Raw genomic sequence first — 24686 nt, 5'->3', positions numbered from 1 at the left:
CGCGCCATTCCGTGCATCGCCCTCAGATATCTCCCAGGCATTTGGTCAATTCTCCTAACGCTTCGATGCCTCTGTGTGGTCGCGCCACTCCATGCCCTGCGCGTCGTTGCCTTGTTGCCCATGAGCACTGATCTTTCGTACCTGCGTTCTTACCCCGCTTCGTTGCAGGACCAGGCGCGCGATCTGCTGGCACAGGGAAAGCTCGGTGCGGTTCTGCAGCGCAAGTATCCGCAGGCGCATGCCGTGCGCAGCGACAGGGCGCTCTACGACTATGCGCAGGAGCTCAAGGCACGCTACCTGCGCAATGCGGGCACGGTCAACAAGGTGCTGTTTGACAACAAGATCCACGTGGTGCGCCACGCGCTGGGCTTGCACACGGCGGTGTCGCGTGTGCAGGGCAACCGGCTGGCGGCCAAGCACGAGATTCGCATTGCCGCGATGTTCAAGCAGGCGCCGGAAGAGTTCCTGCGCATGATCGTTGTCCACGAGCTGGCCCACCTGCGCGAGAAGGACCACGACAAAGCCTTCTACCAGCTCTGCACCCACATGGAACCGCAGTACCACCAGTACGAGTTCGACCTGCGCCTGTACCTCACCCATGTGGAGCAGGCAGGCACCCGGCTCTGGGGCAGCGACGCGTCCTGAAGACTCAGAGCCGCCAACCCAGTTGCTTCATAAATGATAGCGGCTGGCGCATATGGATCATGCGCCAGAAGCAGATAGAGGCTGAATCAAGGAACTGAAACGCTCCGGCACTGGCTGGGGGGCAGGTCCAGCCACCGCTGGGCTGCTGCCTCCAGCATGGACACCGGGCCCGTGGTGAGCAATTGCACCGATGGGTTGCTCTGGAGGGGCGGCGGTTGATTGCCCGGGTTCGGTGGCTCGGGCACAGCGAGCAGGCCTGCGGTCTCCAGTAGCCGCCGCGTCTGGCGCGCCACGGGCTCTCCAGTCTCAATGAACTGGACGTCAGGCCCCACCAGTGCGCGCAACTCGTGGGCCACAAAGATGTAGTGGGTGCAGCCCAGCACCAGGGTGTCCATCTGCCCGGGGCCTGTGCCAAAACTGCCCATCGCCTGAAGATAACGTTCGCACAGTGCGCCAGTCTCCGTGGCACCGACAGGACTGCCGGGGGCGGCAGGTGGCAGGGCCACGCTGCGCTCGATGGCGTGCGCCAGACCATCGCAGGGCTGGACTACAAAGTGGGCCTGGTCAGCCAGTGAGGCCATGAGCTTGCCGAACTTGGCGCTGGTCAATGTGCCCCGGGTGCCGATGACACCCACGTGCCCTGTTTTCGTCACTGCAAGAGCGGGCTTGACGGCCGGCTCCAGCCCCACGAGGGGCAACACCGGGTGGCTGCTTCGCACTTCATGAATGGCAGCCGCAGTGGCCGTGTTACACGCCACCACCAGGGCCTTGATGTGGTGCTGCTCGCACAGGTACTGGGTGATGGCATGGGTGCGGGCGGCCACATAGGCGTCGCCACGCTCGCCGTAGGGGGCGTGGCCGCTGTCGGCCAGGTACACAAAGCGCTCGTGGGGCATGGCGGCCAGCAGGGCACGCAGCACGCTCAGCCCCCCGACGCCGCTGTCAAATACACCGATAGGAGAAGAGGCCGACTGCATCAGGGAGCCCATGGTTGGACAAAAGGCTGGATTGTAGGAAAACCGCAGCTCCAGGCTGTATGCGCTGCGTTCTGTTACGGAGTGGGTCAAAACTCTGGCTGTGCGATCAAGCCCGGGGCTGGGCGATGACCGGCGGCGCTATGGAGCACGGGGGGCGGATCGATCAGCGCGCGGGTGCTTTGGCCTTGCCGTTGCCACTGGGCGTTGCTTCTGCGACCTTCGGATGCGACAGCAGGTAGTAGCGTTTGACCACGGCCTTTTGACCCTCTTGGCCCCCGGCGACCAGCTCGCTGCCGATGCTCACCAGCACGCCGGTGGCCTGGTTGAGTTGCGCGGCAAACGCGCACAGATACCAGGCAGCCTCTTCGCTCGCCAACTGTGCGGTATCGGTCTGCAGGATGTCGATGCCATGCTCGCGCCCATACAGGCGCGTGAGCGCACTGCCCGTGGCGAACGATTGGCGCTTCGGGTCTTTCAGGTCGGGCACGCGTTCAACGGCCTCCCATGCCCAGCGACGGCTTTCGGGCCACCACGTGCCCAGCAGCTCCGCATCGAACACCGTGCGCTTGCCGCCACGGAGCACGGTGAAGGTCTTGTGGAAAAAGTCCAGCGTGCGCAGTTGGCTGCCCGCCAGGTGCTGGCTGTTCAGCAGCTGTTGGCGTTCGATGTGGGATTCGAGGCTGGCGTCCAGCAGCGCTGCGTCGCGGGCAGGCAGTGCACCGCCAAAGGCGGTCTGTGCGTCGCGCTGCGGAACCATGGGCGGGTTGGCACTGGCGGACAGGGGCAGGGCGCCGATCAGCGTGGTCAGCAGCAGGGCGTAGAGGGGCTGTCGAAGGGGCTGTGCAAACCCGTGGTTCAAAAGCATGGTGGGGGCGGCAAACGCCGAAGAAGAGGAGTCGGGTCGAGCCCGTATTTTTGCCGAACCGGATGCATGGATGTGCGTCGGGGCAGTCACAAAAAAACCGCCCGAAGGCGGTTCCTTGTCATTGCACCTTGTGGTGTGTCAGGCACCTCGCGGGCCCTGCCACACCCACGCGCATCAGGCGGCGGCGACGCCGATGCCTTTGAACTCGCCCGAGGCGATGCGCTTTTGCCACTCGGCCGGGCCCGTGATGTGGGCGCTGGTGCCACCGGCGTCCACGGCCACGGTCACGGGCATGTCCACCACGTCGAATTCGTAGATGGCTTCCATGCCCAGGTCTTCAAAGCCCACGACCTTGGCGGTCTTGATGGCCTTGGAGACCAGGTAGGCGGCGCCGCCCACGGCCATCAGGTAGGCGCTCTGGTGCTTCTTGATGGCCTCGATGGCGACCGGGCCGCGCTCGGCCTTGCCCACCATGGCGATCAGGCCGGTCTGGGCCAGCATCATCTCGGTGAAGCCGTCCATGCGCGTGGCGGTGGTGGGGCCTGCAGGGCCCACGGCCTCGCCCTTGACGGGGTCCACAGGGCCCACGTAGTAGATGACGCGGTTGGTGAAGTCCACAGGCAGCTTCTCGCCCTTGGCCAGCATGTCCTGGATGCGCTTGTGCGCAGCATCGCGGCCGGTCAGCATCTTGCCGTTGAGCAGCAGCGTGTCGCCGGGCTTCCAGCTGGCGACTTCTACCTTGGTCAGCGTGTCCAGGTTGACCTTCTTGCTCTTGTTGTAGTCGGGCGCCCAGTTCACGTTGGGCCACAGGTCCAGGCTGGGGGGCGTGAGGTACACGGGGCCCGAGCCGTCCATGACGAAGTGCGCGTGGCGTGTGGCGGCGCAGTTCGGGATCATGGCGATGGGCTTGCTGGCTGCGTGTGTGGGGTACATCTTGATCTTGACGTCCAGCACCGTGGTCAGGCCACCCAGGCCTTGCGCGCCAATGCCCAGCGCATTGACCTTTTCAAACAGCTCCAGGCGCAGCTCTTCGACCTTGTCGAGCGCGGGGCCGCCGGTCTTGGCGGCTTCGGCCTTGGCCTGCAGTTCGTACATGTCCAGGTCGTCCATCAGGCTTTCCTTGGCCATGAGCACGGCCTTTTCGGCCGTACCGCCAATGCCGATGCCCAGCATGCCGGGCGGGCACCAGCCAGCGCCCATGGTGGGCACGGTCTTGAGCACCCAGTCCACCACGTTGTCGCCGGGGTTGAGCATGTACATCTTGGACTTGTTCTCCGAGCCGCCGCCTTTGGCCGCCACGGTGATGTCCACGGTGTTGCCGGGCACGATCTCGGTGAAGATCACGGCAGGGGTGTTGTCCTTGGTGTTCTTGCGGGCGAACTGCGGATCGGCCACGACCGAGGCGCGCAGCGTGTTGTCGGGGTGGTTGTAGCCCCGGCGCACGCCTTCGTTGATGGCGTCGTCCAGGCTGCCGGTAAAGCCTTCCCAGCGCACGTCCATGCCCACTTTCAGGAACACGTTGACGATGCCGGTGTCCTGGCAGATGGGGCGCTGGCCGGTGGCGCTCATCTTGCTGTTGGTCAGGATCTGGGCGATCGCATCCTTGGCCGCCGGACTCTTCTCGCGCTCGTAGGCGCGGGCCAGGTGGGCGATGTAGTCGGTGGGGTGGTAGTAGCTGATGTACTGCAGTGCGCCGGCAATGGATTCGATCAGGTCTTCTTGGCGAATGGTCGTCGTGGTCATGGCGGTGGGGGTTTTAGGGAAAACGCGAACCCCGAATTATCTCCCGGCGGGCTTGCGCGGGCCTGTCAGGGGCGATGGGGGGTGGTAGCGCGCCATGGCCTTCGGTGGGTATGCTGCGGGCTGGTGTTTCATTCATTCCCATCCGCTCACCGAGCGCGCAAGGCCCCACCGTGAAGACCTCTACCCCCGACGCGACCGCATACCGTACCGAAAAAGACACCTTCGGCCCCATCGATGTGCCTGCCCAGCGCCTGTGGGGGGCGCAGACACAGCGCTCGCTGCACCACTTCGCCATCTCGGGCGAGCGCATGGCGCCGGAGCTGATCCGGGCGCTGGCCCAGGTCAAGCGGGCCAGCGCCTATGTGAACAACGCGCTAGGCCTGCTCGACGCGCCCAAGACCACGGCCATCGTGGCGGCGGCAGACGAGGTGATCGAAGGCGGTCACCTGCAGGAGTTTCCGCTGGTGGTGTGGCAGACCGGATCGGGCACGCAGACCAACATGAACATGAACGAGGTGCTGGCCAACCGGGCGAGCGAGCTGCTGGGTGGCCCGCGCGGCGAAGCGCGGCTGGTGCACCCCAACGACGAGGTGAACAAGAGCCAGTCGAGCAACGACGTGTTCCCCACAGCCATGCATCTGGCGGCGGTGGACGCACTGATGCACCGCCTGCTGCCCGCGCTGCACGGCCTGCGCACCACACTGGCGGCCAAGGCCAAGGCGTTTGACGGCATCGTGAAGATCGGCCGCACCCACCTGCAGGACGCCACGCCGCTCACGCTGGGCCAGGAGATCTCGGGCTGGGTGGCGCAACTGCAGCATGGCGAGCAGCATGTGCGTGCCGCGCTGCCCCACCTGGGCGAACTGGCGCTGGGAGGCACGGCCGTGGGCACCGGGCTCAATGCCCCCGCCGGTTATGCGCAGGCCGTGGCCAAGGAATTGGCCGACCTGACCGGCCTGCCGCTGGTCACCGCCCCCAACAAGTTCGAGGCCCTGGCCAGCTGCGATGCGCTGGTGCATGCCCATGGCGCGCTCAAGACCCTGGCGGCCAGCCTGATGAAGATTGCCAACGACGTGCGCTGGCTGGCCAGCGGCCCACGCAGCGGGCTGGGCGAGATCACCATCCCTGAGAACGAGCCGGGCTCGTCCATCATGCCGGGCAAGGTCAACCCCACGCAGTGCGAGGCGCTGACCATGCTGTGCGCGCAGGTGCTGGGCAACGACGTGGCCATCAACATCGGCGGGGCCTCGGGCAACTTCGAGCTGAACGTGTTCCGCCCGATGGTGATCCACAACTTCTTGCAGAGCGTGCGCTTGCTGGCCGATGGCATGGCCAGCTTCAACGAGCACTGCGCCGTGGGCATCGAGCCCAACCAGGCGCGCATCAACGACCTGGTGGAGCAGTCGCTGATGCTGGTGACGGCACTCAACCCCCACATCGGCTACGACAAGGCCGCCTTCATTGCCAAGAAGGCGCACAAGGAGGGCACCAGCCTGCGCGCCGCCGCCGTGGCCTCGGGGCATGTGACGGGCGAGCAGTTTGACCAGTGGGTGGTGCCTGCGCAGATGGTGGGGCGCTGAGTCTGCAGGGCTGTTTGGGGGGGTATCGTGGCGTTTTTGAGCCAAATGCACCGGTAGCGCTAGTGCTACATGCCTGAGTAGCTATTAAATTGATAGTTGTCGGCCCCGGGGGTGTCGCTGGCAGCCTGCCCGTCAGGCCGCTGGCGGGCCCTCGTGGTTCGGGTCCAGCGCAAAGCCCACGCCATACACCGAGCGGATCCAGTCGCTGCCGTCCGTGCTGGCGGCTTTGAGCTTCTTGCGCAGGTTCTTGATGTGGCTGTCGATGGCGCGTTCGTTCACATCCAGCGTGTCGTCATAGGCCTGGTCCAGCAGCTGGGCCCGCGAGAAGATGCGCCCCTTCTGGCGCGCCAGCACCTGCAGCAATTTGAACTCGCGCCGCGTGAGGCCCAGCGGCGTGCCATGTAGCGTGGCCTGCCAGTGCGACTCGTCCAGCATCAAGGCGGCAAGTGGTGTGCTGGCGGAGGAAGCCTCCTGCGCTGCAGCGGTGCGGCGCAGCACGGCCTTGACGCGGGCCACCACCTCGCGCGGCGAAAACGGCTTGCAGATGTAGTCGTCGGCGCCCAGCTCCAGTCCGATGAGGCGGTCCACCTCTTCTACCCAGGCGGTGAGCATGATGATGGGGTGCTGCGTGTGGCGCCGCGCCTGGCGCAATATCTCCAGCCCGTCGATGCCGGGCAGCATGATGTCCAGCAGCGTGAGGTCGGGCGGCGTGGTTAGCATGCTCGCCAGCGCGGCGCGGCCCTCGGCCTGGTGCTCCACCGCATAGCCCGCGTGGCGCAGGTAATCCACCACGATGGCGGCGATGTCGGGTTCGTCTTCGACGACAAGGATGCGTGGGCTCATGGTGCCGGGTTGTCCAGAAGGGGCAAGATCAGTGTGATGCGCAGCCCGCCCAGGGGCGAGGCCTCGGCCGTCAGCGTGCCGCCGTGGGCGAGCACGATGGCGCGGCAGATTGCCAGGCCCAGGCCTGATCCGCCGTGGTCGCGGTTGCGCGAGGTTTCTGCGCGGTACAGGCGCTCAAAGATACGGGGCAGCTCGTGCGCGGGCACGCCGGGCGCGCTGTCGTCCAGCTGCACCTGCAGCTGAGGGGCTCCATCGGCCGGTGGCAGCAGGCGCGCCGCAATGCGCAGCAGGCCGCCCGCGTCGGTGTAGCGCAGGCTGTTTTCCAGCAGGTTCAAAAACACCTGGTGCAGCTGCTGCGCGTCGCCGCGCACCAGGGGGGCCGGCTGGGCGGCGCCTGGTGCGGCCAGGGCATCCAGGCCGCTGGTGTCCACATCGATGCCCGCCTGCGCCAGGCGGGGGCGCATGGAGGCCAGCGCTTCGTTCAGCAGCGACAGCGGGTGCACGGGCACCTGGGCCGAGGGTGCGCTGGTGCCCACCGCATCCAGGCTGGCGCGCAGGTCGCCCACCAGCTGGATCAGGCGCATCACCTGCCGGTGCAGGCGCAGCGCGGTCTTGTCGTCAAAGGGGCGGATGCCATCCTGCACGGCCTCGATCTCGGCGCGCATGGCGGCCAGGGGCGTGCGCAGCTCGTGGGCCACGTCGCCCAGCCATTGGCGGCGGCTGGCTTCGATGCTGCCCAGTTGTTCGGCCATGGTGTTGAAGGTGCGGGCCAGCTGGGCCAGTTCGTCATTGCCGTGCACGGGCACGCGGGTGTGCAGGTGGCCCTGCGCAATGCCGCGTGCGCCGGTGGCCAGGGCCTCGACCGGGGCCAGCCAGCGCCGTGCCAGCCAGCCCGACAGGATCAGCGCCAGCGCCAGGCCGACCAGGCCTGTCCACGCCACAAAGCCCAGGTGCTGAGCCAGAAAGGCCTGGTCGGCCTCGCTGCGCACGCCTTGCGGGGGCGCCAGCACCAGGTGCCCGATGGTCTGGCCGCCGGCGCCACGCAACGCCAGGCGTGCGCCCCCCGGCTGGGGCGGTGTGCCTGCGACCAGCTGATCTTGTGCATCGAGCAGGCCCAGGCGGGGGTAGATGTCATCCGGGTGGCGCTGGGGTGGCGCTGGGCCCCGGTCCAGGGGCCGCAGGTCGCCGGGTGGAGGTGGGGGCGGGCTGTTGCCAAGGTCAGCGCCACGGCCACTGTCACTGGCATTGGAAGGAGGGGGGGCCGTGCCAGGAGGCTCCGACGGTAGGCCGGGCGGCGAGCCGCTGGGGGGGCGGGCGCCACCCGGCCCGCGTGGACCGCCGCCCGGGTGGGTCAGCCGTCCCCACAGGGACGACTGCCCGCGCAGGCTGTCCCAGCCGCCTGCCTGGGTGTGGTGGGCCTGCAGGCGCTCGGCCAGCCAGTCCATGCGGGCCAGCTCGATCTCGGCCACATACGGCCCCAGGCCCCGCTGCAGGCCAAGGCGCGAGAACCCCACAAAGATCAGCAACAGCGCCAGCAGCAGGGCGGCCAGGGCGATGAAGGCTTTGCGGTGCAGCGTCAGATGGGGCACGGGGACGAGGGAGCGCAGGGGCGGCATGGTGGGTCAGCGGGCGGGGGGCGGGCCACCTGCGCCGGGGCCACCAGGCCCGCCAGCGGGCATGGCCACCAGGGTGCCGTCCATTGTGCGGCAAGTGCCTGCGAGGCTCTTGCCGTCGGGCATGGTCAGCGTGACGGAGGCGCCTTCGGTCTTGCCCTTGCAGGCGGCGTAGGCCTCGGGTGGCGGGGCGGGCGGCGTGCCGCGGGATGGCTGGGCGTGGCTGGGGAATGCTGCGGTGATGGATGCCAGGGCCAGTGCGGCCAAAAGGGTGTGGATCTTGAACATCGGGCGTCTTTCTGGTGATCGAAACAACAGGGTGAATGGAAGAAACGAGGCGCTCAGACCGCGATCGAGATCGTGATGCTGGCCGAGTAGCCGCCGCCGGTGTTGGCCTGCATGGTGGTCATCTCCAGCGTGGTGCCATCGCTGAAGACGTTGTCCGTGGCAAACGACATGGAGGCCAGGTTGCGCACGCTGGCGCTGTAGCCCGAATTGCTGCTGTAGATGCTGCTGAGCAGTGCGGTGGGGAAGGCCAGTTGCGTGGTCTTGATCTTGTTGGCGGCCTTGGTGGCCGATGCCAGCGTGGGGTAGATCTCCAGGTGCATGTGCGGCATGCGGCCCGCATAGCAGCCCGGCACGATGGTGGTGAAGGTCACGGTGCCGTTGGCGTCCGTGGCCTGCACGCCGCGCAGGTAGTTGTCGGCGATGTTGTTGGAGGTGTAGACCGAGTAGTTGCCGTCTTGCGTGCAGTGCCACAGGTAGATGGCGTAGCCCGACAGCGCCGCGCAGCTGGCACTGGTGTTCGTCAGCGTGATGGTGATGGACAGCGGCACGCCGCTGACCTGGGTGGACGATCCCACTGAACTGCGGATGTCCGAGCGCACGATGCCGCTGAGCGCGAGCACGTTGTAGGTGTTGTTGCTGGCCGTGGAGCCGTCGGCAGGGTATGGCCCTGCGGTTTCCTCGGGGACGACGGAGCAGGTGGTGGTTGTGCCGGTGCCTGTTCCGGTGCCAGTGCCCGATCCGGTACCGCTGCCAGTGCCTGACCCGGAGTCCGTGCTGCTGCCAGAGTCGGTGCTGATGCTGTCACTGCCGCCGCCGCAGCCCCACAGGGTGGCGACGCCCAGGGAGCCCAGGGCACTGAGTGCCAGGCGGCGGCTGGTGGCCGTGTTTTTGGAGGTGGCAGCGGTCTCGGCGGGTGCCGATGCGGTAGCGGTGGTTGGGGACAGAGGGGGCATGAATTTCTCCTTCGGATGGGGCTGCACCGCACTGTGCCTACCGATTGAGGAGAAATCTGGGAGCGCCCCTGGCGCCGTATGCTGACGGTGTGTTTACTTCGAATTTGATAGCTGCCGGTGCATATGCAGCCGGCGCTAACGGCATTTTTTGACTGAATTTTTTGAGCCCGGGGCTCCCGCAGCGGTGCTGGGGGCCCAGGAGCCAGTGCAGTGCTCAGTGCTTGTCGGACGAGTGCGACATCAGCCGGTCGGTCAGCGCAATCGCCAGGGCGCTGAGCAGGAACACCACATGGATGATGGTCTGCCACATCAGCACCTTGAGGTCGTAGTTGGCGGCGTTGATGAAGGTCTTGAGCAGGTGGATGGAGCTGATGCCGATGATGGCGGTGGCCAGCTTGACCTTGAGCACCGAGGCGTTCACATGGCTCAGCCACTCTGGCTGGTCGGGGTGGTCTTCGAGGTGCAGGCGCGAGACAAAGGTCTCGTAGCCACCCACGATCACCATGATCAGCAGGTTGGAGATCATCACCACGTCGATCAGCGCCAGCACCACCAGCATGATGATGGTCTCGTTGAGCGCGGTGACCTGGAAATCACTCTTGTAGCCAATGCTGGACACCAGGCTCTGCAGGGCCGCCGTGTTGCCAAACGCGGCTTCGATCAGGTGCACCAGTTCCACCCAGAAATGGAACACATACACCGCCTGCGCCAGGATCAGGCCCAGATACAGGGGCAGTTGCAGCCACCGGCTGGCGAAGATCATGGAAGGCAGGGGGCGCAGTGGCGCTGGGGGCTTGTGTTGGGGAGAGGACATGGCACTCGCAAAGGGTTGCAGGAGGCGCGATTTTAGGGGGGCAGCATGTCCCTGCGGTGGCAGGTGGGTCTGCGCAGCCGGTGGCTCGGCCCTTGGCGACAGGCGGGCCGCAATGGCGTACTCTGTAAGCTTCGCGCCAGTCAGTGGCCTGTAAGTGCCGCGCCCGACAGTACCGCCCAATTCCAATTCCCATTAGATCCAGGAGACAACACCATGAGTGCGCCCACATCCGCCATCGAGTCCGTGCTGGTTGAGAACCGCGTGTTCCCGCCCTCGGACGCCATCGTCAAAGCCGCGCGCGTGTCGGGCATGGCTGGGTATGACGCACTGTGTGCCGAGGCCGAGAAGGACTTCGAGGGCTTCTGGGCGCGCCAGGCACGTGGCAATCTGCAGTGGACCAAGCCTTTCACCCGCACGCTGGACGAGTCCAACGCGCCGTTCTTCCAGTGGTTTGCCGATGGCGAACTCAATGCCTCGGCCAACTGCCTGGACCGCCACATCGGCACCGCCACCGAGAACAAGACGGCCATCATCTTTGAAGCGGACGATGGTACCGTCACCAAGATCACCTACAAGGAACTGCTGGCCCGCGTGAGCCAGTTTGCCAACGCGCTCAAGGCCCATGGCGTGACCAAGGGCGACCGCGTGCTTATCTACATGCCCATGACCATTGAGGGCGTGATCGCCATGCAGGCCTGCGCCCGCATTGGCGCCACGCACAGCGTGGTGTTTGGCGGCTTTAGCGCCAAGGCCGTGCACGAGCGCATCATCGATGCCGGTGCCGTGGCCGTCATCACCGCCAACTACCAGATGCGTGGTGGCAAGGAGCTGCCGCTCAAGTCCATCATCGATGAAGCCCTGGCCATGGGCGGCTGCGACACCATCCGCAATGTGTTTGTCTATCAGCGCACAGCCACGGCCTGCAACATGGTGGCCGGGCGCGACAAGACCTTTGCCGAGGCACTGGCGGGGCAAAGCACCGAATGCGCACCGGTGGCCGTGGGCGCCGAGCACCCTTTGTTCATCCTCTATACCAGCGGCTCCACCGGCAAGCCCAAGGGCGTGCAGCACAGCACCGGCGGCTACCTGCTGTGGGCCAAGATGACGATGGACTGGACGTTTGACCTGCGCGCCGACGACGTGTTCTGGTGCACGGCCGACATCGGCTGGATCACGGGCCACACCTACGTCGCCTATGGCCCACTGGCTGCAGGCGCCACGCAGATCATTTTTGAAGGCATCCCCACCTTCCCGAACGCAGGCCGCTTCTGGCAGATGATCGAGCGCCACAAGTGCACGATCTTCTACACCGCCCCCACCGCCATCCGCTCGCTCATCAAGGCGGCCGAGGCTGACGAGGCGGTACACCCCGCGCGCTCTGACCTGTCGAGCCTGCGCATCCTGGGTAGCGTGGGCGAGCCCATCAACCCCGAAGCCTGGATGTGGTACCACAAGAACGTGGGCGGCGAACGCTGCCCCATCGTGGACACCTTCTGGCAGACCGAAACCGGCGGCCATGTCATCACCCCGCTGCCCGGCGCCACGCCGCTGGTGCCCGGAAGCTGCACGCTGCCTTTGCCCGGCATCACCGCAGCCATCGTGGACGAAATGGGCAACGACGTACCCAACGGCGCCGGTGGCATCCTGGTCATCAAGCGCCCCTGGCCCAGCATGATCCGCACCATCTGGAACGACCCCGAGCGTTTCAAGAAGAGCTACTTCCCCGAAGAACTCAAGGGCTACTACCTGGCCGGCGACGGCGCGGTGCGCAGTGCCGACCGGGGCTACTTCCGCATCACCGGCCGCATCGACGACGTGCTGAACGTGTCCGGTCACCGCATGGGCACGATGGAGATCGAATCCGCCCTGGTCGCCAAGACCGATCTGGTGGCCGAGGCCGCCGTGGTGGGCCGCCCTGACGACGTGACCGGCGAAGCCATTTGTGCGTTTGTGGTGCTCAAGCGCTCGCGCCCCACGGGCGAAGAGGCCAAGCAGATCGCCAACGAGCTGCGCAACTGGGTGGCCAAGGAGATTGGCCCCATTGCCAAGCCCAAAGATATTCGCTTTGGCGACAACCTGCCCAAGACCCGCAGCGGCAAGATCATGCGCCGCCTGCTGCGCAGCATCGCCAAGGGCGAGGCCATCACCCAAGACACCAGCACGCTGGAGAATCCGGCAATTCTGGATCAGTTGGCCCAGACCAACTGATCCAGAAGGCGCCGTGAAACGGCGCCAACGCGCAGCGCTTGCCGGGTCTGGGGACACTCATATCCCTTAGCGATGTGACGTGGCCACAAAACCCGTTGATCACCCCGGTACGTGATCGAAGCAGCGGGCCCGCTCACCCGGCGGGCCCGCAGCGCGCGTTGTAGGACGTGATCTCCAATCACTCCTGCGCTGGCAGCAATTGCCCGTGTATGCGTTACAACGGCAGCATGGCGTGACCGGCCACCCTGGCCGGGCGCTGCTGACCGGAGATTTCCCATGCACTTGCGTTCCATCGTTTTGCTGTTGACGGTGCTGGTGATTGCTGCGCTGGCTGCATTGAACTGGCCTGCGCTGGCCGCCCCTTCCCTGGTATCGCTGGGGGTGGTGTCATTTGAAGCGCCGCTCGGGTTGCTCATGCTGGCGCTTACCGTCTTGTTGGGCATCTTCTTCGTGGCCTACGTGTTGTCGCTGCAGGGCTCGGTACTGCTCGAAACCCGCCGCCACACCAAAGAGATGCAGGCCCAGCGCGAGCTGGCTGACAAGGCCGAGGCGTCCCGCTTCACGGAGCTGCGTACATTCCTTGAAATCCAGCACAGTCAGGCCCATGCAGCGGTTCTGGCGCGGCTGGACCACCTGGAAGCCCGCCTGGCTGCCCGGGCTGAGGAGTCAGACAACACCACGGCGGCCTATGTGGGCCAGCTGGAGCAGCAGCTGCGCTCCCGCAATTCGCTGGTGACCCCCATCGTGTAGGGCCCTATCCTGTGGGTGATGTCCTGGAAGGCGCAGGTACGGTCTGCGAACTCAGGGGTCAAACGGGCGTCGTCCGCAGGCATAAAAAAAGCCGCGTCACTGATCGTGCGCGGCTTTTTGCTGGGGCCGGGGCGGTAGAACCCGCGGCCACTACAAGGGCGGCAAATTACTTTTGCGTCAGCACCCAGGCAGCCAGCTTCTTCGCTTCGGCGTCATTCACTTGCGCATTGGCGGGCATGGGTACTGGACCCCACACGCCAGAGCCACCCTTGACGATCTTGGCGGCCAGCTTGTCCACGGCGTCCTTCTGACCAGCGTATTTGGCTGCTACGTCCTTGTAGGCAGGCCCCACCAGTTTCTTGTCCACTGCGTGGCAAGCCATGCAGTTCTTGGAGGTGGCCAAGGCCAGGTCGGCCATCGCGGGTGCCGCAACCGACAGCGTCAAGGCGAGTGTGATCAGGGAACGCTTCATGGTGGGAATTCCTGTGGTTGAGTTACAGTGCTTTTAATGCGATTGTAGTGACTTGGGTTGACACGCAGTTGTCCCTGGTCAATCCCGCTTTTCGCGGCATTCTTTGGAGAGAGCGATGTATCTGCTGGGTCTGTCCCTTCTCATGCTGGCACTGAAATATTTCGAGATCGGCCCCGTGGCCACGTGGTCGTGGTGGTGGGTGCTGGCGCCCTTCGCGGCCACAGCGCTGTGGTGGGCTTGGGCTGATTCCACCGGCTACACCAAGCGCAAGGCCATGGAAAAGATGGATCAGCGCAAGAAGGACCGCATCAACAAACACAAGGAAGCACTGGGCATTCAGCCGCGCAAGCCGCGCTGAAGCCATCACGCCTTGGCAGCAGTTTTCCGTGAGAAGTTCACCGCCAAGGGCGATTTAACCTTCGTCCATCGTTAGCTAGTCAGTCGGCTGTTGCCCAGTTAGCGAATGTTCGCCGTTCTTTACTGGCTTGTCGAACGCTCGGCAATCTCGCGTCGCTAGCGTGAGTGTTACTCTTTGCTGGGGACTGGGTTAGCGTCAGGCAATTTTGAATCACACATGGGTCTGCAATTGACCTGCAGCATCTGCGAGCTGGTTAGGTAGCCTGGAGTCTCTCCTCTGAGTATCCAGGTATCAGCGATCCTTCGTCGAGCGAAATTCCTTGGACAAACTAGAGCGGTGAGCCTACTGGCGCTGGTGCGCTCTTCGCGGCGCAGGCCGCGTATCCGTCTGGTCTTTTGCGTATTCCTTGAAGGCTTGAAAAGGAGTATCTGACCAGATAAAGCACATGGAAAAAAATCGATCAGTGGCGCTTCGTCTCACTGTGAACCGTAGTCGTATGCGGTTTGTTCTGTTGGGGTTAAGAAAGAGAGTCTGATGAAGGTTGCTTTTGGTGTAAGCGTATTGGCGCGATGTATGCAGCAGGGTGGGGTAGACGGGATTGGTACCTACACCCGCGAATTGATGGCTGCTATGCCTCAATCTGCCCAACTGACGCCCTATCTTTTCGATCTTCCTGAAAGCAGTTGGACTGGCGTAACGGCTCCGCTGTCCTTTGGTTCGTTTCGTTACCAAGCGCTGGCTGCCATGTTGCCGTGGATGGACTTTGCCCACGCACGCCGTGCGGTGGGCACTGGCGTGGATCTGATACATGCCACAGACCATCTCGTCCCTCGTTTGCGAGGTGTACCCACTGTAGCCACGATTTTCGATGCCATACCGCTGTCCCATCCGGAATGGGTGCGATACCGTTTGAAGAGCTTAAAGAACGAACTGTGGCGGCGGACTGCGTTGTGGGCGCAGCATGTCATCACCATATCCGACTATTCCCGACAAGAAATTGCGACCCACTTTGGCATTCCGGAGGAGCGAATCACTGCAATCCCGTTGGGCGTGGGGGCTCAATGGCTGAAGCCTGTCGATGCTGCCCAGGGGGCTGCTGTGCGGGCTCGGCATTCGCTACCAGAAAGCTATTTGGTGAGTGTGGGCACGTTGCAGCCGCGCAAGAATATCGGACGACTCTTGTCTGCCCACGCCAGCCTCCCGGAGCACGTGCAGAGGGCGTGTCCACTGATCGTCGTCGGCAAACCCGGCTGGGGGTGTGAGGACGTCGTGGGACGCCTTTCCAGCGGACAGCTGAAGCATGTTAGATGGCTGGGGCATCTGCCAGACACCGAGCTTCAGGTAGTCATAAAGCGTGCGACGGCGTTGGTGTTTCCGTCATTGCATGAAGGATTTGGCTTGCCAGTGCTGGAGGCCTTCGCAGCAGGCGTGCCTGTGGTGGCTTCCAATACAACCTCCATTCCGGAAGTCGCAGGTGATGCGGCGCTCCTGATCGACCCACTTCGTATCGATGAGCTATCAGACGCGATGTGCCGAATTATTGAAGATTCTGCACTCGCAGGCCAATTGCGAGCTCGCGGGCGTGACAGGGTGCGTGGATTTACCTGGCAAGCGTGCGCTCAAAAGACTCTGCAGGTCTATGAGTCGATGATTTAAGTTTTTCTGTGATGACAAAACACACTACAACACCTAATGTATCTACGCGCCAGCGACAGATTCAACTGCTTGGGCGAGATGTCTGGAATGCCATGTTGGCTTGGCGCTTTTGGTGTTTCATGGGCTGGAATGATGTTGCCAAGCAGTATCGGCGGACGTTTCTGGGGCCAGTGTGGATTACGTTCAATACGGCCCTCTTCATCGTGGCATTCGGCTTGATTGGCGCGCAGCTTTTCAAGTATCCGGCTGACTGGTACCTGCCATATTTCTGTGCGGGGCATGTGCTGTTCGGGTATTTCAGCGCCCTGATCAATGAAGGCGCTCTAACGTACATCGCGTCGGATGCCTTCCTGAAGCAGACGCCCTACCCGAAGATGGCCTTTGTCTTTCGCACCGTGTTCCGATGCACCATCTTGATGCTGCACAGTGCAGTGATTGTGCTTGCAGTGTTGTTGTGGGCGGGACGCTTAGGGGACGTGCAGTGGGGAGCATTGCTGGGAGCCTCCTTGATGACTCTGCTGGCAGCCACTTTCACCGTCGCCATCCTTGGGGGATTGGCGGCTCGTTTTCGTGATGTGACGGTAGCGCTCGGCAGCCTGATGCAGGTGAGCTTTTTTGTGACACCTGTTCTGTGGGTGCCCGACCAGCTGACTGAGCGCGCACAGTGGGTGGTGCATCTCAACCCTTTGGCGCTGTTTCTGGAGCTGATGCGTAGCCCCCTCATGGGATCCGTCCCAAGTCCCAGCAGCTGGGGCGCCGCGTTGGGGGTGATTCTGCTGCTGGCCTTGATTTTCTTCTGGCAATACGTGGCGATCCGTCGGCGGATTGTGTACTGGTTGTAATCCCCGTTCCCTTGCAGCATCCAAAAATATGGCCCATATCCAGTTGACTGGCGTATCGATTGATTTTCCCGTGTTCACCGCAAGGTCTCGGGGGTTGCTCAACACGGTGCTGGGGCTTCCCCGGCGCGAGAAGGCGCGCGTGGAATCCAGTGGTTTGCGACAGGTCAGTGTGCATGCGCTGCGCGACGTGAATCTGTCTCTGCGACCTGGCGACCGTGTCGGCCTGATCGGATCCAATGGCGCTGGCAAGACCACGCTGCTGCGTGTGCTGTCCGGTGTCTACGAGCCCATGCAAGGCGAACTGAATTTCGGTGGCAGAGTGGCAGCCCTAACGGACATCATGCTGGGCATGGATGTCGACGCCACCGGCTACGACAACATCATCATGCGGGGCATCGTCATGGGGCTGACGCGCAGGCAGGCCATGGATCTCATCCCTTCAGTAGAGACGTTCACCCAACTTGGAGAACATCTGCAGTTGCCTGTGAGAACGTACTCCCAGGGCATGCTCTTGCGGTTGGCATTTGCTGTGTCCACCAGCGTCGTTCCCGATATTTTGCTGATGGATGAAATGATTGGTGCCGGTGACGCACAATTTTTCAGCCAGGCCAAGGATCGCATCAATGGCCTGATTGAGCAGGTTTCCATCCTGGTGCTGGCGTCCCACAACGAGGTCATTCTCAAGAGCTTCTGCAATCGCGCATTGGTCATGAAGGATGGACGCATCGTGATGGACGGACCCGTGGATGAAGCCCTGGCTTTTCATAACCAGCAGCAAGGAGTGCTGTAGTGAGAGTGGCATGTACGGGCCCTCAAGAATTGCTCGATGCCGTGCTGTCGATGGGGCGAACCGAAGATGTGAGCTGGTCGCCCGATGGACGCCGCTTGGTACTTGCTGCAATCACTTTGGATCGTTTGCTTGTCGTGGGGCTGGACTGTCAGCTCGAGAGTGGTCGGCAGGTGGTTTGTCTGACGGATGCGGTGGAGATATCCTCCACCAGTCTTAGACGCCCCCACGGCGTTTGCTGGGTGGGCAATAGTGTCATCGCAGTTGCCAGCCGAGAGGGCAATGTTTCACTATTCAAAGTGCCTGAGGCAGATGGCCTGACCTCGGCATGCGACCTTCGGCCGGTGGCGGTGATAGGTAAGCGTGAGACAGAACTCCTCAGCACTCCTGGAAGCTTGTGCATACGTGATCTGGGCGCGGACCTGCACGAACTTTGGGTATGCAACGGCTTTTCCCATTACGTAACCCATCATCTGCTGGATGCCGCGAGCGGCTTTGCCCATCTGGACGCCCAACAGCTCATGCACAAGGGGCTGGAGTTGCCGGACGGGATAGCGTTAGACGCCAACGGGGAGTGGGTGGCCGTCAGCAATCACGATCATCACGCAGTAGCGCTCTACCGCAATGACGAGTTTCTTGATCCCGGCAAGGAGCCGGCAGTGCAACTCGGTGGAGTCCACTATCCCCATGGCCTGTGCTTTGTTGCGGGCGGTCGCATCTTGCTTGTTGCGGACGCGGGAGCCCCCACCGTAGCGGTGTTCTACCGCGCTGTGCCGGGGTGGCAGGATCTGCCTGAACCGCACCGTTCGATACGGGTGCTGGATGACGCAGTGTTTCAGCAAGGCCATCACAACCCCCGTGAAGGTGGCCCCAAGGGCATTGATGTGCACGAGCCCTGGGGCTTGATGGTCGTCACCTGCGCGGAGCAGCCGCTGGCCTTTTTCGATATTGGCGAGATCGTAGACGGCGCGCGGGGACAGGGGCATGAAAACGCCTGTGATGCGACGCCTGCAGACCGGATGCGCGTCAACACGCTTCGGCTGGTGCGCGATGTCACCGCGCGCGAGGCCGCGGTGACTGCTGCCGTCCGAAAAGAGGTGGAGCTGATGCGTATGAGCTGGTCGTGGCGTCTGACTGCACCATTGCGGATGGTGACTGACCAATGGATTCGGTGGCGATCCAAGCGGCACCCAATTTAAAGGGAGCTCCAGCCCCGCCTGCAGTCAGACGCGGGTGAGGGCGCAGCCGATTCCTCGCTGGGGCAGAACATGCCGCTGCGTCGCAGCCCTTCAGTCTTTTGCCTCGGCAATCAATAGGCGTCCAGCACCGCTCCCTTGCTGGCGCTGGATGCGTTGAACGCAAACTTGGCTTGCACACCACGGGTATAGCGTGGGGAAGGGGCGGTCCAGGCGGCGCGGCGCTTGGCGATTTCTGCCTCGGGCACGTTCAGCTCCAGCAGCAGCTGGCGCGCGTCGATGGTGATGCTGTCGCCTTCGTTGACGAAAGCAATCGTGCCTCCGGCTGCGGCCTCGGGCGCCACGTGGCCGACCACCATGCCCCAGGTGCCGCCGGAGAAGCGGCCGTCGGTGATCAGGCCCACGCTCTCACCCAAGCCTGCTCCGATCAGCGCACCGGTGGGTGCCAGCATTTCTGGCATCCCGGGGCCGCCCTTGGGGCCCAGGTACCGCAGCACCATCACGTCACCGGCCTTGATCTTGCCGGCCAGGATGGCTTCGAGCGCCGATTGCTCGTCGTCGAATACGCGGGCCGGGCCGGTGATGACGGGGTTCTTCAAGCCCGTGATCTTGGCCACCGCGCCTTCGGGGCTCAGGTTGCCCTTGAGGATGGCAAGGTGGCCTTGCGCGTACATGGGCTTGTCGATAGGACGAATCACATCCTGGTCGGCGCGGGGCTCGTCCGGCACATCCTTCAGCACCTCGGCAATCGTCTTGCCTTCGATGGTGAGGCAGTCGCCATGCAGCAGGCCCGCATTGAGCAAGATCTTCATGACCTGCGGGATGCCGCCTGCGCGGTGCAGGTCCACGGCCAGATACTTGCCGCTGGGCTTCAAGTCGCACAGCACGGGGGTCTTCACGCGCACGCGCTCAAAGTCGTCAATGCTCCACTCCACGCCTGCCGCATGGGCAATCGCCAGGAAGTGCAGCACCGCGTTGGTCGAGCCACCCGTGGCCATGATCACGGCCACGGCGTTCTCGATGGACTTTTTGGTCACGATGTCGCGGGGCTTGATGTCCTTCTTGATGGCCTCGATCAGCACCTTGGCCGACTCCTTGGCCGAGTTCATCTTCTCGTCGTGCGGGTTGGCCATGGTGGACGAATAGGGCAGGCTGATGCCCAGGGCCTCGAACGCGCTGCTCATGGTGTTGGCCGTGTACATGCCGCCGCACGAACCCGTGCCCGGGATGGCGCGCTTCTCGATTTCTTTCAGGTCAAAGTCGCTCAGCTTGCCCGCCGCGTTCTCGCCCACGGCCTCGAACACGCTCACGATGTTCAGGTCCTTGCCCTGGTAGTGGCCGGGCAGGATGGTGCCGCCATACACATAGATGGCGGGCACGTTGGCGCGCAGCATGCCCATCAGGCCGCCGGGCATGTTCTTGTCGCAGCCGCCCACCACGAGCACGCCGTCCATCCACTGGCCGCCCACGCAGGTTTCGATGCAGTCGCTGATGACTTCGCGGCTCACCAGGCTGTACTTCATGCCTTCGGTGCCCATGGCCATGCCGTCGCTGATGGTCGGGGTGCCGAATACCTGGGCGTTGCCGCCGGCTTCCTCAATGCCCGCGATGGCCGCATCCGCCAGCTTCTGCAGGCCGCTGTTGCAGGGCGTGATGGTGCTGTGGCCGTTGGCCACGCCCACCATGGGTTTCACGAAGTCGCCTTCCTCGTAGCCCATGGCGTAGTACATGGAGCGGTTGGGTGCGCGCGACTTGCCCTGGGTGATGTTGGCGCTGCGGCGGTTGATGGGTGCGGAGGGCTTGCTGGAGTCGGTCATCGTGGGGCGTCCTGGTCTCGGGGTTGGGGGCTGGAGCGGAATGGGTCATTCTGCCAGTGCCGTCGCAGCGCGTGGGGGCTGCCCCCGCAATCCCCAACGCCACCGCCCCGTGCGGGCCCAAAGGGCTGGGCGATAATTGACAGGTTTGCCCCCGGCACGGCTCAAGAGGTTGTCTGCACGGGCGCGCGAGGGGCCTTTATGAGTCCGGCCCGCTTCCCTTCCAGCGATTTATCAGAAGCCAGCACGATGCCCATCTACCGTTCCAAAACCTCCACCGCCGGTCGCAACATGGCAGGCGCGCGTTCCCTGTGGCGCGCCACCGGTATGAAAGACGATGACTTCAGCAAGCCGATCATCGCGGTCGTCAATTCGTTCACCCAGTTCGTGCCCGGCCACGTGCACCTGAAGGACCTGGGCCAGCTGGTGGCCCGCGAGATCGAAGCCGCCGGCGGCGTGGCCAAGGAGTTCAACACCATCGCCGTGGACGACGGCATTGCCATGGGCCACGACGGCATGCTGTATTCGCTGCCCAGCCGCGACATCATTGCCGACTCGGTCGAGTACATGGTCAACGCGCACTGCGCCGATGCCATGGTCTGCATCTCCAACTGCGACAAGATCACCCCCGGCATGCTGATGGCCGCCATGCGCCTGAACATTCCGGTGATCTTCGTCTCCGGCGGCCCGATGGAAGCGGGCAAGACCCGCCTGGCCAACCCGGTCACCAAGGTCATGGAGTTCAAGAAGCTCGATCTGGTGGACGCGATGGTGATTGCCGCCGACACCAACTACTCCGACGCCGATGTGGCCGAAGTCGAGCGCTCGGCCTGCCCCACCTGCGGTTCGTGTTCGGGCATGTTCACCGCCAATTCCATGAACTGCCTGACCGAGGCGCTGGGCCTGTCGCTGCCCGGCAATGGCACGGTGGTGGCCACCCATGCTGACCGCGAGCAGCTCTTCAAGCGCGCAGGCCGCCGCATCGTGGACCTGGCCAAGCAGTACTACGAGCAGGACGACGAACGCGTGCTGCCCCGCTCGGTAGGCTTCAAGGCGTTTGAAAACGCCATGACCCTGGACATCGCCATGGGCGGCTCGACCAACACCATCCTGCACCTGCTGGCGATTGCCAAAGAGGCCGAGATCCCCTTCACCATGGCTGACATCGACCGCCTTTCGCGCGTGGTGCCGCAGCTGTGCAAGGTGGCGCCCAACACCAACAAGTACCACATCGAAGACGTGCACCGCGCAGGCGGCATCATGGCCATCCTGGGCGAGCTGGACCGTGCGGGCAAGCTGCACACCGACGTGCCCACGGTGCACACTGCCACGCTCAAGGACGCGCTGGACCAGTGGGACATCGTGCGCACGCAGGACGACGCCGTGCGCACTTTCTACATGGCAGGCCCCGCAGGCATCCCCACCCAGGTGGCGTTCAGCCAGAACACGCGCTGGCCCAGCCTGGACCTGGACCGCGCCGAGGGCTGCATCCGCTCGTACGACCACGCCTTCAGCAAAGAGGGCGGCCTGGCCGTGCTGACCGGCAACATCGCGGTGGACGGCTGCGTGGTCAAGTCGGCCGGTGTGGACGAAAGCATCCTGGTGTTCGAGGGCACGGCCCACGTGACCGAGTCGCAGGACGAAGCCGTGGCCAACATCCTGGCCGACAAGGTCAAGGCCGGTGACGTGGTCATCGTGCGCTATGAGGGCCCCAAGGGCGGCCCCGGCATGCAGGAAATGCTCTACCCCACCAGCTACATCAAGTCCAAGGGCCTGGGCAAGGCCTGCGCGCTGCTGACGGACGGGCGCTTCTCGGGCGGCACTTCGGGCCTGTCGATTGGCCACTGCTCGCCGGAAGCCGCAGCGGGCGGTGCCATCGGACTGGTGCAGAACGGCGACCGCATCCGCATCGACATCCCCAACCGCACGATCAATGTGCTGGTGAGCGATGAAGAACTGGCCAAGCGTCGCGAAGCACAGAACGCCAAGGGCTGGAAGCCTGCGCAGCCGCGCCCGCGCAAGGTGTCGGCCGCGCTCAAGGCCTATGCCAAGCTGGTGATGTCTGCCGACAAGGGCGCCGTGCGCGATTTGTCGCTGCTGGACGACTGAGGGGCAGCCTTGCAGGGCAAAGAGCCCTGCCGCCGCACCGAAGCCGCGCCTGGAGGGCGCGGCTTTTTTGTTTTTGCTCCACTTTTGATAGCTGTCAGCACATGACGGACTAGCGCTTGCTCGGCTTTTTTCTCAGAAATGTGGTGTGTGGCTCCAGCGGATCGCCCTGGCGCGGCAATGGCCGCCCGGTGGTCCTGCCCCGGGGCAGGCGGCCCTGCGTGCGGGGTCATCCCCAGCGCGGGCACAATACCCGCCACCATGTTGACCTATCCCCACATCGACCCCGTCGCCCTGCAGATCGGCCCACTGGCTGTGCACTGGTATGGCCTGACCTATCTTGCGGCCTTTGGCCTGTTCATGCTGCTGGGCATCCGGCGCCTGCAGCACCCGCCCTTTGCTTCCATCACGGGGCCCGGCGCCTGGACGCGCAAGGATGTGGAAGACATCCTCTTTCTGGGGGTGGCTGGCGTGGTCATTGGCGGGCGGCTGGGCTACTGCCTGTTCTACAAGCCGGGCTACTACCTGAGCCACCCGCTGGAAATTTTTGCCGTGTGGCAGGGCGGCATGGCCTTCCATGGCGGGCTGCTGGGTGTGGTGGTTTCGATGCTGTGGTTTGCCCATTCGCGCCGGCGCCCCTGGCTGCAGGTGGCTGACTTTGTGGCGCCCTGCGTGCCCACGGGGTTGGCGGCAGGGCGTGTGGGCAACTTCATCAACGGCGAACTGTGGGGTCGCTTTGCCAGCCCCGATCTGCCCTGGGGCATGGTGTTTGCGCACAGCGGCTCCATGCAGCCGCGCCATCCGTCGCAGGTCTACCAGTTCCTGATGGAAGGATTGCTGCTGTTCATCCTGCTGTGGCTGTATGCCCGCAAGGAGCGTCGCCCTGGCCAGGTGGCGGCCGCTTTCCTGTTCGGCTACGGTGTGTTCCGCTTCATTGCCGAATACTTCCGCGAGCCCGACGCCTTCCTGGGCATCCTGTCGCTGGGCATGAGCATGGGACAGTGGCTGTGTGTGCCCATGATCGTGGGTGGCGCAGCGATGTGGCTGTGGGCGCAGCGGCAGCCAGTGGGGGCGTTGGTTTCAAGGTAAAACAGGCGATAGCGCCGGTGTTTCATGCCCGAGCAGCTATCAAATTGGTAGTGATTGGGGCGAGTGGCGGGTAAGCAGGCGGTCAATGCCGCGCATCACCCCGCCGCGCCATCGTCCACAGGGCGGCCCCCACGATGAGTGCACCGCCCACCCAGCCCGTGACGCTGAGCTGCTCGCCCAGCCAGAACACTGCAAACAGTGCGCCAAAGGCGGGCTCGCTGCTGGTCAGCAAGCCCACCCGCGTGGGCGAGCTGTGGCGCAGTGCCCAGTTTTGGGCCACAAACGCAAACACGGTGCAGCCTGCCACCAGGTAGACGCAGGCCCACCAGAAGGCGCTGGCTTGGGTGAGCGACGGCAGTGGAGGCAGCTTGCCCGGCAAAGCCAGCGCCAGCAACAGGCAGCCCACCCCAATCACGCCCGACTGCACCGCCGTGAGGGCCAGCACCGGCGCATTGCGGCGACGGGTGAGCCGCGTGGTCTGGCACACGGTGATCGCGCGCAGCACGGCGGCCGCCAGCATCAGGGCGTCGCCCCAACCCCACTGGCCGGTGTACCCCCCGCTGAGCAGGGCTGCGCCGAGCAGCGAGACGGCGGCAAAACCAAACATCGCACGCTCGGGCCGCTGGCGCAGCAGCCACCACTCGGCAAACGGTGTGAACACCACGCACAGGCTGATCAAAAACGCTGCATTGCTGGCCTGCGTGAGCGCCAGGCCAAAGGTCTCGCACAGAAAAATGCCCAGCATCAGCCCACCCAGCGGCAGGCCGGCCACCAACGCATCGCGCCGCTCGGGCGCAGTGGCGCGCAGCAGGGCCGGGAGCAGCACGGCAAAGGTCAGGATGAAGCGCACGGCCAAAAAGCCCAGAACCGGGTAGAACACCAGGGCCCCCTTGGCCACGCCATAGCTGGTGCCCCACACCACGGCGACCAGCAGCAAGGCCAGGTCAGAAAGGCGCGGGGCCAGCAGGGAAGGGGCGGACAGGGGCAGGGTGTGTGACATGGGACGCAGACTGGGGTGGAGGCAGTGGGGCACCGCACGTGGCGGCGATGGGCTGGGGAAATTATCAATTTGCGTCCATGCATTGAT

Annotated in this window: 22 protein-coding genes; 11 read left to right on the top strand and 11 right to left on the bottom strand. The window is 64.2% G+C overall.

What is annotated here, in order from left to right; genetic code table 11:
* The first annotated feature begins 120 nt into the window (after window positions 1-120).
* A complete protein-coding gene (locus tag IB236_RS17350; RefSeq protein ID WP_192421577.1) occupies window positions 121-645 on the top strand; it encodes a M48 family metallopeptidase in 525 nt (174 codons plus the stop codon).
* An 86-nt stretch (window positions 646-731) separates the two neighbouring features.
* Here IB236_RS17350 and murI read toward each other — a convergent pair whose 3' ends face one another.
* The 3 genes from murI to IB236_RS17335 form a co-directional block, all read right to left on the bottom strand.
* Window positions 732-1622 carry a glutamate racemase gene (gene murI, locus IB236_RS17345; protein WP_192421798.1) on the bottom strand — a complete coding sequence of 297 codons (891 nt, stop codon included), beginning with the start codon at window positions 1620-1622 and terminating at the stop codon, window positions 732-734.
* Window positions 1623-1785: 163 nt separating this feature from the next.
* Window positions 1786-2487, bottom strand: a complete 702-nt coding sequence (locus IB236_RS17340; RefSeq protein ID WP_056747126.1) for a DUF6882 domain-containing protein — start codon at window positions 2485-2487, stop codon at window positions 1786-1788.
* 174 nt (window positions 2488-2661) lie between these two features.
* Complete coding sequence (locus IB236_RS17335; protein WP_056747127.1) at window positions 2662-4230, bottom strand: fumarate hydratase; 1569 nt, start codon at window positions 4228-4230, stop codon at window positions 2662-2664.
* 170 nt (window positions 4231-4400) lie between these two features.
* Between IB236_RS17335 and fumC the strand changes: the two genes are divergently transcribed.
* On the top strand, window positions 4401-5810 hold the full coding sequence (fumC, locus tag IB236_RS17330) for a class II fumarate hydratase (RefSeq protein ID WP_192421576.1): 1410 nt from the start codon (window positions 4401-4403) through the stop codon (window positions 5808-5810).
* A 132-nt stretch (window positions 5811-5942) separates the two neighbouring features.
* On the opposite strand, the gene IB236_RS17325 is transcribed toward fumC, so the two are convergent.
* The 5 genes from IB236_RS17325 to IB236_RS17305 all read right to left on the bottom strand — a co-directional run bounded on the left by IB236_RS17325 (window position 5943) and on the right by IB236_RS17305 (window position 10321).
* Entirely contained in the window at window positions 5943-6653 is a 711-nt protein-coding gene (locus IB236_RS17325) for a response regulator (RefSeq protein WP_192421575.1), read from the bottom strand.
* Window positions 6650-8269, bottom strand: a complete 1620-nt coding sequence (locus IB236_RS17320) for an ATP-binding protein (RefSeq protein ID WP_192421574.1) — start codon at window positions 8267-8269, stop codon at window positions 6650-6652. The genes IB236_RS17325 and IB236_RS17320 overlap by 4 nt, the downstream gene beginning before the upstream one ends.
* Before the next feature lie 6 nt (window positions 8270-8275).
* Window positions 8276-8554, bottom strand: coding sequence for a hypothetical protein (locus IB236_RS17315; protein ID WP_192421573.1), 279 nt, complete (start codon window positions 8552-8554; stop codon window positions 8276-8278).
* A gap of 53 nt (window positions 8555-8607) precedes the next feature.
* Window positions 8608-9507, bottom strand: coding sequence for an intradiol ring-cleavage dioxygenase (locus tag IB236_RS17310; protein ID WP_192421572.1), 900 nt, complete (start codon window positions 9505-9507; stop codon window positions 8608-8610).
* 214 nt (window positions 9508-9721) lie between these two features.
* Window positions 9722-10321 (bottom strand): TIGR00645 family protein, encoded by a 600-nt coding sequence (locus tag IB236_RS17305; protein WP_192421571.1) that lies wholly within the window; start codon window positions 10319-10321, stop codon window positions 9722-9724.
* Window positions 10322-10534: 213 nt separating this feature from the next.
* Between IB236_RS17305 and acs the strand changes: the two genes are divergently transcribed.
* Both acs and IB236_RS17295 read left to right on the top strand, forming a co-directional pair.
* Complete coding sequence (acs, locus tag IB236_RS17300) at window positions 10535-12529, top strand: acetate--CoA ligase (protein ID WP_192421570.1); 1995 nt, start codon at window positions 10535-10537, stop codon at window positions 12527-12529.
* 276 nt (window positions 12530-12805) lie between these two features.
* The gene (locus IB236_RS17295; protein WP_192421569.1) at window positions 12806-13279 is read left to right on the top strand and encodes a LapA family protein; all 474 of its coding nucleotides are present in this window, start codon (window positions 12806-12808) and stop codon (window positions 13277-13279) included.
* 166 nt (window positions 13280-13445) lie between these two features.
* Here the strand turns inward: IB236_RS17295 and IB236_RS17290 are convergent, their stop codons facing one another.
* Complete coding sequence (locus tag IB236_RS17290; protein WP_056064447.1) at window positions 13446-13751, bottom strand: c-type cytochrome; 306 nt, start codon at window positions 13749-13751, stop codon at window positions 13446-13448.
* Window positions 13752-13866: 115 nt separating this feature from the next.
* Between IB236_RS17290 and IB236_RS17285 the strand changes: the two genes are divergently transcribed.
* The 5 genes from IB236_RS17285 to IB236_RS17265 all read left to right on the top strand — a co-directional run bounded on the left by IB236_RS17285 (window position 13867) and on the right by IB236_RS17265 (window position 18593).
* On the top strand, window positions 13867-14109 hold the full coding sequence (locus IB236_RS17285) for a TIGR04438 family Trp-rich protein (RefSeq protein ID WP_056064444.1): 243 nt from the start codon (window positions 13867-13869) through the stop codon (window positions 14107-14109).
* Between the two features lie 534 nt (window positions 14110-14643).
* Entirely contained in the window at window positions 14644-15765 is a 1122-nt protein-coding gene (locus IB236_RS17280; protein ID WP_192421568.1) for a glycosyltransferase family 1 protein, read from the top strand.
* An 11-nt stretch (window positions 15766-15776) separates the two neighbouring features.
* Window positions 15777-16607: an ABC transporter permease gene (locus IB236_RS17275; RefSeq protein WP_121942545.1), complete on the top strand. Its 831-nt coding sequence runs from the start codon at window positions 15777-15779 to the stop codon at window positions 16605-16607.
* Between the two features lie 28 nt (window positions 16608-16635).
* Entirely contained in the window at window positions 16636-17397 is a 762-nt protein-coding gene (locus tag IB236_RS17270; protein ID WP_056747136.1) for an ABC transporter ATP-binding protein, read from the top strand.
* A gap of 29 nt (window positions 17398-17426) precedes the next feature.
* Window positions 17427-18593, top strand: coding sequence for a YncE family protein (locus IB236_RS17265; RefSeq protein ID WP_156401046.1), 1167 nt, complete (start codon window positions 17427-17429; stop codon window positions 18591-18593).
* Between the two features lie 110 nt (window positions 18594-18703).
* Here IB236_RS17265 and ilvD (IB236_RS17260) read toward each other — a convergent pair whose 3' ends face one another.
* Window positions 18704-20407 (bottom strand): dihydroxy-acid dehydratase, encoded by a 1704-nt coding sequence (gene ilvD / locus IB236_RS17260; protein ID WP_192421567.1) that lies wholly within the window; start codon window positions 20405-20407, stop codon window positions 18704-18706.
* 246 nt (window positions 20408-20653) lie between these two features.
* On the opposite strand from ilvD (IB236_RS17260), the gene ilvD (IB236_RS17255) reads away from it, so the two are divergent.
* Together ilvD (IB236_RS17255) and lgt are read left to right on the top strand one after the other, a co-directional pair.
* Window positions 20654-22513 (top strand): dihydroxy-acid dehydratase, encoded by a 1860-nt coding sequence (gene ilvD / locus IB236_RS17255; RefSeq protein WP_192421566.1) that lies wholly within the window; start codon window positions 20654-20656, stop codon window positions 22511-22513.
* A 258-nt stretch (window positions 22514-22771) separates the two neighbouring features.
* Window positions 22772-23599: a prolipoprotein diacylglyceryl transferase gene (gene lgt, locus IB236_RS17250; RefSeq protein WP_192421565.1), complete on the top strand. Its 828-nt coding sequence runs from the start codon at window positions 22772-22774 to the stop codon at window positions 23597-23599.
* Window positions 23600-23681: 82 nt separating this feature from the next.
* Here the strand turns inward: lgt and IB236_RS17245 are convergent, their stop codons facing one another.
* Window positions 23682-24599, bottom strand: coding sequence for a DMT family transporter (locus tag IB236_RS17245; protein ID WP_192421564.1), 918 nt, complete (start codon window positions 24597-24599; stop codon window positions 23682-23684).
* Between the last annotated feature and the right edge of the window lie 87 nt (window positions 24600-24686).

This window comes from Acidovorax sp. ACV02, from assembly GCF_014851475.1.
GTDB classification, from domain to species: Bacteria; Pseudomonadota; Gammaproteobacteria; order Burkholderiales; family Burkholderiaceae_C; genus Acidovorax; species Acidovorax delafieldii.
Note: the sequence above shows the minus strand (reverse complement) of the source record. Positions and strands in the feature narration are given on the sequence as shown.